Here is an 8,998-nt window from a genome sequence, read left to right on the forward strand (position 1 = left end):
GCTGCTGGCCATGGTCATGCTGGTCCATGCGTACATCCCGAACAGCGTGGGCAACCTCGGCAGCCTCACCGAGACGTTCCTGCCCTGGCTCGGCGTCTTCGTCCCGCTGCTGCTCCTGCTGGCCCTCGTCCGCAGGTCCGCCACCGCGCTCATCGCCGTGCTGCTCCCGGCGATCGTGTGGCTGAACCTCTTCGGCGGACTGCTCACCGACAAGGCGGCCGCGGCCGGCGGCGACCTGACCGTCGCCACGCACAACGTCAACGCCGACAACACCGACCCGTCCGGCACGGCCCGGGACGTGGCCGCGTCCGGCGCGGACGTGGTGGCGCTGGAGGAGCTGACGGCGGCCGCGGTGCCGACATACGAGTCGGCGCTGGCGTCGACGTACAAGTACCACTCGGTGCAGGGCACCGTCGGACTGTGGAGCAAGTACCCGCTCAGTGACATCCGGCCGGTCGACATCAAGCTGGGCTGGACCCGGGCCATGCGCGCCACGGTGACCGCACCGGGCGGACAGCTCGCCGTCTACGTCGCCCACCTGCCCTCGGTCCGCGTGAAGCTGGAGGCCGGGTTCACCGCCCGGCAGCGCGACACCAGCGCCGACGCGCTCGGCGAGGCCATCGCCGACGAGCAGCTGACCCGGGTCGTCCTGCTCGGCGACCTCAACGGCACCATGAACGACCGCGCGCTCAACGCCGTGACCGCCCAGATGCGCTCCACCCAGGGCGCGGCGGGCAGCGGCTTCGGCTTCAGCTGGCCGGCGTCGTTCCCGATGGCGCGCATCGACCAGATCATGGTCAAGGGTGTGGAGCCGGTCACGTCCTGGACGCTGCCGCAGACGGGCAGCGACCATCTGCCGGTGGCGGCGCGTGTGGACCTGGCAACCGGGTCTTAACCCGCTGGAATACTGGGCCTGGGACGCTTTGTTCCGTACTTGAACATATGATGGACGGAACCCCGCTCTGAAAGGCAAAGGCCCCTTCATGCCCCTGGCCCTGCTCGCTCTGGCCGTCGGCGCCTTCGGCATCGGCACGACCGAATTCGTGATGATGGGCCTGCTGCCCGACGTCGCGGACGACCTGCACATCTCGATCCCCAGCGCAGGACACCTGGTCTCCGCGTACGCGCTGGGCGTCGTCATCGGCGCCCCGCTGCTGGCCGCGGTCACCGCGCGCATGTCCCGGCGCACCGTGCTCATCGGCCTGATGGTCCTCTTCGTGGTGGGCAACGCCCTCTCGGCCTTCGCCCCCGACCACCACTGGCTGCTGGCCGCCCGCTTCCTGAGCGGTCTGCCGCACGGCGCCTTCTTCGGCGTGGGCGCCGTCGTCGCCACCGCCATGGTCGCGCCCGAGCGCAAGGCCCGCTCCGTCTCGCTGATGTTCCTCGGCCTCACGGTCGCCAACATCGCGGGCGTCCCGGTCGCCACCCTCATGGGCCAGCACCTCGGCTGGCGGGCGACCTTCCTCGGCGTGAGCGCGATCGGCGTGGCGGCGATAGCCTCGCTGGCCCTGCTGATCCCGCACGACCACGCCCATGCCTCCACCACCGGCCTGCGCGGCGAACTGGCCGCCCTGCGCTCGCTGCCGGTGTGGCTGGCGCTCGGCACGACGGTCGCCGGCTTCGGTGCGCTCTTCGCCGCGTACAGCTACATCACGCCGATGCTCACCGACTCCGCCGGGTACGCCGAGACCAGCGTGACGCTGCTGCTGGCGCTGTTCGGCGTCGGCGCGACGATCGGCAACCTGCTGGGCGGGCGGCTCGCCGACCACGCGATGCGGGGCACGCTGTTCGGCGGCCTGGCGTCCCTCGTGGTGGTCCTCGGCCTCTTCCCGTTGCTGATGGAGGCCCGGTGGAGCGCCGCGCTCGGTGTGGCGCTGCTCGGTACGGCGGCGTTCGTGACCGGGTCCCCGCTTCAGCTGATGGTCATGGAGAAGGCTGCCGCGGCGCCGTCGCTGGCGTCCTCCGCCAACCAGGCTGCGTTCAATCTGGCCAACGCGGGTGGTGCGTGGATCGGTGGGTTTGCCCTGGCGGCGGGGTTCGGTGTGACGTCGCCGGCTACGGCGGGTGCGGTGCTTGCGGTGCTGGGGCTGGCGGTTGCTGGAACGGCGTACGTGGTGGACCGGCGTCGGGCTGTTGTGTCGGCGGGGCGTGAGCGGCTGGTGGCGTCGCACGTGCCGGAGGCCTCGCCGGCGGTGCATCTCTGATCGGCGTCCGGCGCCGGGCTGGGCGGGGGTGGGTTGCGCAGCCCGGCGCTTACGGGGTGCCGCTGCGCCCACCCGTGCCGCCCCGGGGGCCCCCAGGCCCTTAAGGCACTGAGGGCGGCACGACTGCCCGCAGCTACGGCGGCTGCGGCGGCACGACTGCCCGCGGCTACGCGGTGATGCGGTTACGCCGTCTCTCGCCAGCTGTTTGTGATCGGGAGGCGGCGGTCCTTGCCGAAGCCCTTGGGAGAGATCTTTGTGCCCGGTGGGTACTGGCGGCGCTTGTACTCGGCGGTGTCGACCATGCGCAGGGTCTTGGTGACCAGTGCGGGGTCGAAGCCGGCGGCGACGATCGTGTCGGCGCCCTCGTCCCGGTCGACGTACCGCTCGAGAATCGCGTCCAGGACGGGATAGTCCGGCAGGGAGTCGGTGTCGACCTGGCCCGGCCGCAGCTCCGCGCTCGGCGGCTTGGTGATGGAGCTCTCCGGGATGGGCGGGGTCTGGCCCCGCTCCTCGGCCGCCTTGTTGCGCCACTTGGCCAGGCGGAAGACCGACGTCTTGTAGACGTCCTTGATGGGGCCGTACGCGCCCACCGCGTCGCCGTACAGGGTCGAGTAGCCGACCGCAAGCTCCGACTTGTTGCCGGGGGCCAGGACGATGTGACCCTCCTGATTCGAGATCGCCATCAGCGTCGTGCCGCGCAACCGCGCCTGGAGGTTCTCCTCCGCCAGCCCGGTCAGGCCCAGCGACCCCATGTACGCGTCGAACATCGGCTCGATCGGGACGGTCCGGAAGTTCAGACCCGTACGCCGGGCCAGCTCCGCCGCGTCGCCCTTGGAGTGGTCGGAGGAGTACTTCGACGGCATGGACACGCCGTACACGTTCTGCGCGCCGACCGCGTCGCACGCGATCGCCGCGACCAGCGCCGAGTCGATGCCGCCGGACAGGCCGATCAGGACCGACGTGAAGCCGTTCTTCGCGACATACGCCCGCAGGCCCACCACCAGCGCCGAGTACACCTCCTCGTCGTCGTCGAGGCGCTCGGCGTATCCGCCCGTCTGCGTCGGCTCGTACGCCGGCAGGGGCTCCTCGGACAGCACCAGGCGGTCGATGCGCAGCCCGTCGTCCACCACGCTGGTCGGGGCGTCGGGGGAGGCCGCGGGCAGGTCCAGGTCGAGCACCACGCAGCCCTCGGCGAACTGCGGCGCCCGGGCCACGACCGCCCCGTCCCGGTCCACGACGATCGAGTCGCCGTCGAAGACCAGCTCGTCCTGCCCGCCGATCATGGCGAGGTAGGCGGTGGTGCAGCCGGCCTCCTGGGCGCGCTTGCGCACCAGCTCGAGGCGGGTGTCGTCCTTGTCGCGCTCGTACGGCGAGGCGTTGATGGACAGCAGCAGCCCGGCCTGGGCGGACCGTGCCGCCGGCACCCGGCCGCCGTCCTGCCACAGGTCCTCGCAGATGGCCAGCGCCACGTCGACGCCGTGCACCCGTACGACCGGCATGGTGTCGCCGGGGACGAAGTACCGGAACTCGTCGAAGACGCCGTAGTTCGGCAGGTGGTGCTTGGCGTAGGTGAGCGCCACCTCGCCGCCGTACAGCACCGCCCCCGCGTTCTGCGGGGCGCCGGCCGGCTGGCCGTACTTCGGCTGGGCGGTCTCGCTGCGGTCGAGATAGCCGACGATCACCGGCAGCTCCCCGAAGCCCTCCTCGGCGAGCCGGGCGGCGAGCGAGCGCAGGGCCGCGCGGGATGCCTCGACGAAGGAGGGACGCAGGGCCAGGTCCTCGACGGGATACCCGGTCAGCGCCATCTCCGGGAACGCCACGAGATGCGCTCCCTGCTCGGCGGAGTGCCGGGTCCAGCGGAGGATCGTCTCCGTGTTCCCGGCGAGGTCGCCGACGCGCGAGTCGATCTGGTTCAGGGCGAGACGTAGTTGAGGCACGGGCCCAGTGTAATCGTCAGAGCGACGCGATGGGGTGGCGGCCGGTGTGGGCCACGGCACTATGGCCGCGGCTTCGCGCCCCGCTCCTTCAGCAGGTCCGCCATGAGCCGGATCTCCGACTCCTGGGCGTCGACCATGCCCTGCGCCAGCCGTTTCTCCGTGCCGACCGTGCACTTGTCGACGCAGCTCTCCGCCATGTGGATGCCACCCTGGTGATGGTCCGTCATGAGCTGAAGGAAGAAGACCTCGGCCTGCCGTCCGTCGAGCTGCCCCAGCCGCTTCATCTCGGTGTCGGTCGCCATCCCCGGCATCAGCGCCCCGTCCTCGCCGGACGCCATGCCGCTCATGCCCATCCAGGCCATCGGCTGCGCCGACACCTTCGGCAGCCCCCACAGGTCCAGCCAGCCCAGCAGCATGCCGCGCTGGTTGGCCTGCGTCTGCGCGATGTCGTACGCCAGCAGCCGCACCTCCTCGTCGTCGGTGCGGTCGCGCACGACGTACGACATCTCCACGGCCTGCTGGTGGTGCACCGCCATGTCGCGCGCGAAGCCGGCGTCCGCGGAGTCGGCGGCCGGCGCGGCGGCGTCCGAGCCGCCGTCCCCGGCGACCGCGTACATGATCCCGCCGACCGCGACGAGCAGTGCCGCCGCGGCCCCCGCGATCCAGCCGGCCCGCGCACGCCTCACTTCGACAGCCCGCCCGTGCAGGCGGCCCCCGGCTCGGGAGTCTGCTCACCCTGCACGTATTTCGCGAGGAACTTGTCGACGTTCGGGTCGTCCGCGCCGGTCACCGTCCGCTGGTGGCCCCACGCCGTCAGCATGATCGGGTCCTTCTGCTTCTCGTCCGGGCTCATCAGCGTGTACGGCGTCTTCTTCACCTTCGCCGCCAGCGCGTCCACGTCGTCCTTGGAGGCCTTGCTCGTGTACGTCACCCAGACCGCGCCGTGCTCCAGCGAGTGCACGGCGTTCACGTTGGGGATCTCCTCGGTGTAGACGTCGCCGTTGCAGTTCATCCACACCTGGTGGTGGTCGCCGCCGACCGGGGGCTCCACCGGGTACGACACGGTCTTGGTGACGTGGTTGCGGGCCAGGTCGCCCTCCCACGTCCTGACGCCGTCCGCGCCCGTGACGAACTTGCCGGTGGTCTTCGCGTCGCTCGCCGCTTCGTCGGAGTCGTCGGACTGCGACTGGACCAAGACCACGCCACCGACGACGAGACCGGCGACGACCACCACACTGGCCGCGATCGTGAGGATCCGGTTGCGCCGCTCACGGGCACGCTCCGCGCGCCGCATCTCCTCTATGCGCGCCGCGCGCGCCGCACTGCTCTTGTTCTTGGCGGAACCCATGGGGCCGGCCCTTCTGGGGAACGGGAGGACAGTCGGGTGAGCTGATCGTAATGCGGGAGGTGGGCCGTGTCGTAGGCAGGGCACAGGAACGGACCGTGAAGGGCCCGATCACCGTGGCCTCCGGACGGGCATTACGGATGTCGGTGCGAGCAGGCAAGATGGGCAGCACAGCCGTACACCTGCCGTACGCGAGGCGTTCAGGCCAGGGTCGGCCGGGCGATCAAGGTCCGCAACGCGCATGAAATGGTGTTGTGGTGGGATGCTCAGGTGCCCGACCGCCTCCCGTGGTGCGGGAGACAGGCGGCCTGACCAGCAAGGATGGGGAATCGGAAGATGGACAAGCAGCAGGAGTTCGTGCTCCGGACGTTGGAGGAGCGCGACATCCGGTTCGTACGCCTGTGGTTCACGGACGTGCTGGGTTTCCTCAAGTCCGTGGCCGTGGCCCCGGCCGAGCTGGAGCAGGCCTTCGACGAGGGCATCGGCTTCGACGGCTCCGCCATCGAGGGCTTCGCCCGGGTGTACGAGTCCGACATGATCGCCAAGCCCGATCCGTCGACGTTCCAGATCCTGCCGTGGCGTGCGGAGACCCCGGGCACGGCCCGGATGTTCTGCGACATCCTCATGCCGGACGGCTCCCCCTCCTTCGCCGACCCGCGCTACGTCCTCAAGCGCGCCCTCGCCCGCGCCTCCGACCTCGGGTTCACCTTCTACACCCACCCGGAGATCGAGTTCTTCCTGCTGAAGAACAAGCCGGTCGACGGCTCGGTGCCGACCCCCGCCGACAACTCCGGCTACTTCGACCACACCCCGACCAACGTCGGCATGGACTTCCGCCGCCAGGCGATCACCATGCTGGAGTCGATGGGCATCTCCGTCGAGTTCTCCCACCACGAGGGCGCGCCGGGCCAGCAGGAGATCGACCTCCGGTACGCGGACGCGCTGTCCACCGCGGACAACGTCATGACGTTCCGCCTGGTCATGAAGCAGGTGGCGCTCGAGCAGAACCTGCAGGCGACCTTCATGCCGAAGCCGTTCTCCGAACACCCGGGCTCCGGTATGCACACGCACCTGTCGCTGTTCGAGGGCGACCGGAACGCGTTCTACGAGTCCGGCGCCGAGTACCAGCTGTCCAAGGTCGGCCGCTCCTTCATCGCGGGCCTGCTGCGGCACGCGGCGGAGATCTCGGCGGTCACCAACCAGTGGGTGAACTCCTACAAGCGCATCTGGGGCGGCTCCGAGCGCACGGCCGGTGCGGGCGGTGAGGCGCCGTCGTACATCTGCTGGGGGCACAACAACCGGTCGGCGCTGGTGCGGGTGCCGATGTACAAGCCGGGGAAGACCGGGTCCGCGCGGGTCGAGGTGCGGTCGCTGGACTCCGGTGCGAATCCGTATCTGGCGTACGCCGTGCTCCTCGCCGCCGGTCTCAAGGGCATCGAGGAGGGCTACGAACTGCCGCCGGGCGCCGAGGACGACGTGTGGGCGCTGTCCGATGCCGAGCGGCGGGCGATGGGAATCGAGCCGCTGCCGCAGAACCTGGGGGAGGCGCTCGGCCTCATGGAGCGCAGCGATCTGGTCGCCGAGACGCTGGGTGAGCACGTCTTCGACTTCTTCCTGCGCAACAAGCGGCAGGAGTGGGAGGAGTACCGCAGCGAGGTCACGGCGTTCGAGCTGCGGAAGAACCTGCCGGTGCTGTAGGCGCAGGTCAGCGCAGGTATCCCGCTTATACGGCATCCAGGGCCGACGGTCTCGAACCGTCGGCCCTGAGTCGTCTCACTGGCCCTGGGCCGTCTCGTGTCAGCCGCCGTCCTGGTGCGGGTGGATGAGGAGCAGGGCGATGTCGTCGCCGTGGGATGCCGACCGCTGGGCGTGGTGGACGAGGGTCTCGGCGAGGGCGTCCATGCTCTGCTCCCGGGACTGGGCGAGCTGGTCGGCGAGGCCGACGATGGCCTCGCCGAGGTCGGTGCCGGGCGTTTCGACGAGGCCGTCGGTGTACAGGGCGAGCACGGCGCCGGGTGGCAGGGGGATCCCGGTCGTCGGGTAGTCGGCGGCCGGATCGATGCCCAGCAGCAGTCCGGGCGGCAGGTCGAGGACCGTGGTGTGCCCGTCGGGGTGGCGCAGCAGCGGCGGGGGGTGGCCGGCGGTGGCCAGGTGGGCGCGGTGGCGCGCCAGGTCGAGGTGGGCGTAGAGGCAGCTGGTGAACAGGCCGGTGTCCAGGTCGGTGAGCAGGCGGTTGGTGCGGGCCAGGACCTCGCCGGGGGGTGCGCCGGCGGTGGCGTGGACGGCGGTGCGGACCTGTCCCATGAGGGCGGCGGCGTTCACGTTGTGGCCCTGGACGTCGCCGATGGCCGCGGCGGCGGTCGCCTTGTCGAGGCGGATGAGGTCGTAGAAGTCGCCGCCGATGTCGATGCCGCGGGCGGCGGGGAGGTAGCGGGCGGCCACGTCCAGGCCGGGGATGCGCGGAAGGGCCTGGGGCAGCAGGGCGGTCTGCAGGCTGTGGACGAGCTGGTGTTTGGCGTCGTAGAGGTGGGCCCGGTCCAGGGCCTGGGCGACCAGTCCGGCGGTGGAGGTGAGGATGGCCCGTTCCTCCGGGGCGAAGGGGTGGGGCCGGGCGTAGGCGAGTACCAGCGAGCCGACGGGGCGGCCGGAGGTGATCAGGGGCAGAAAGGCCCAGGCGCCCATCTCGTCCTGCCGGACGGCGGGGGGATAGGCGCGTTTGAGGTCCTCGAAGGTGGCGAAGAAGCTGGGGATGCCAGTGGTCAGGACGTGCACGGCGGGGGTGTCCGAGGTCAGGGGGAGGGCGTCGAAGCGGTCCATGAGCTCGGCGGCGTAGCCGCGGTAGCCGATGATCCGCAGCCTGCCCTCCTGCGTCGTCATCAGGGCGAGGGCCTGGGCGCCGGAGGCGGGCAGCAGCTGGTCGGCGACCCGGTCGACCACGTCCCGCACCCCGACGGCCTCGGTGAGCGTGGCGGCCAGGTGCAGCAGGTGGTAGAGCGCGGTCGCCCGGCCCGGGGCGGCGGGGGCAGCGGGGTGCAGCACCCCTGAAGCGTCCGGGCCATGGGCCGTGGCGGTGGGGGTGATGCGGACGCTGATGCCGGATGGGTCCGGGTAGAGGCGGAAGGACAGCCAGTGGTCCGGTGGGCGCAGGGCGGTGAAGGAGGTGGGCCGGCGGCTGAAGACTGCGGCCCGGTAGCGGTCTTCGACGACCGGGTCGTCCAGCCACGGCAGGGCCTCCCAGGGCCGGGCGCCCAACAGGCCGGGGACGTCGGCTCCGAGGAGGTCGGCGGCGGCGAGGGTGAGGAAGGTGATCCGGCCCTCCGGGTTCAGCGCGCAGCAGCCTCCGGGCAGGCGCTCGGCGAAGTCGGCCGCGGCCGTCTCCCAGACCGGCTCGGGGGTGCGGGAGCGGAGCGGGGGGACCACTCGCGGCTCGGGCTCGGGCAGCACCGGGTGGTCACCGTCGGCGGCCTGCTGCAGGAGCAGGCCCAGGCGCTGGCAGCAGGCAAGGAGCGCAT

Annotated in this window: 7 protein-coding genes; 3 read left to right on the forward strand and 4 right to left on the reverse strand. The window is 71.2% G+C overall.

The genetic code is table 11. The features are described from left to right. Both ACTWQJ_RS39305 and ACTWQJ_RS39310 read left to right on the forward strand, forming a co-directional pair. Nucleotides 1-895: endonuclease/exonuclease/phosphatase family protein (locus tag ACTWQJ_RS39305; RefSeq protein WP_443311224.1), on the forward strand; the 895-nt coding region annotated here is incomplete at its 5' end. An 88-nt stretch (nucleotides 896-983) separates the two neighbouring features. Then, entirely contained in the window at nucleotides 984-2,204 is a 1,221-nt protein-coding gene (locus ACTWQJ_RS39310; protein ID WP_443311225.1) for an MFS transporter, read from the forward strand. Between the two features lie 182 nt (nucleotides 2,205-2,386). Here ACTWQJ_RS39310 and ACTWQJ_RS39315 read toward each other — a convergent pair whose 3' ends face one another. Genes ACTWQJ_RS39315 through ACTWQJ_RS39325 form a run of 3 tightly spaced genes read right to left on the reverse strand, consistent with a single transcriptional unit; the run spans nucleotide 2,387 to nucleotide 5,489 of the window. Next, complete coding sequence (locus ACTWQJ_RS39315) at nucleotides 2,387-4,141, reverse strand: NAD+ synthase (RefSeq protein WP_443311226.1); 1,755 nt, start codon at nucleotides 4,139-4,141, stop codon at nucleotides 2,387-2,389. Nucleotides 4,142-4,200: 59 nt separating this feature from the next. Continuing rightward, a complete protein-coding gene (locus ACTWQJ_RS39320) occupies nucleotides 4,201-4,827 on the reverse strand; it encodes a DUF305 domain-containing protein (protein WP_443311227.1) in 627 nt (208 codons plus the stop codon). Next, the gene (locus ACTWQJ_RS39325; protein ID WP_443311228.1) at nucleotides 4,824-5,489 is read right to left on the reverse strand and encodes a DUF3105 domain-containing protein; all 666 of its coding nucleotides are present in this window, start codon (nucleotides 5,487-5,489) and stop codon (nucleotides 4,824-4,826) included. Before ACTWQJ_RS39325 ends, ACTWQJ_RS39320 begins: the two co-directional genes overlap by 4 nt. A 333-nt stretch (nucleotides 5,490-5,822) precedes the next feature. Between ACTWQJ_RS39325 and glnA the strand changes: the two genes are divergently transcribed. Beyond that, the gene (gene glnA / locus ACTWQJ_RS39330) at nucleotides 5,823-7,184 is read left to right on the forward strand and encodes a type I glutamate--ammonia ligase (protein ID WP_409472505.1); all 1,362 of its coding nucleotides are present in this window, start codon (nucleotides 5,823-5,825) and stop codon (nucleotides 7,182-7,184) included. Between the two features lie 99 nt (nucleotides 7,185-7,283). On the opposite strand, the gene ACTWQJ_RS39335 is transcribed toward glnA, so the two are convergent. Continuing rightward, the coding region (locus tag ACTWQJ_RS39335) for a SpoIIE family protein phosphatase (RefSeq protein WP_443311229.1) at nucleotides 7,284-8,998 on the reverse strand (1,715 nt) is incomplete at its 5' end.

Origin of the sequence: Streptomyces sp. KR55 (assembly GCF_052245645.1) — a bacterium.
Classification (GTDB): domain Bacteria; phylum Actinomycetota; class Actinomycetes; order Streptomycetales; family Streptomycetaceae; genus Streptomyces; species Streptomyces flavusporus.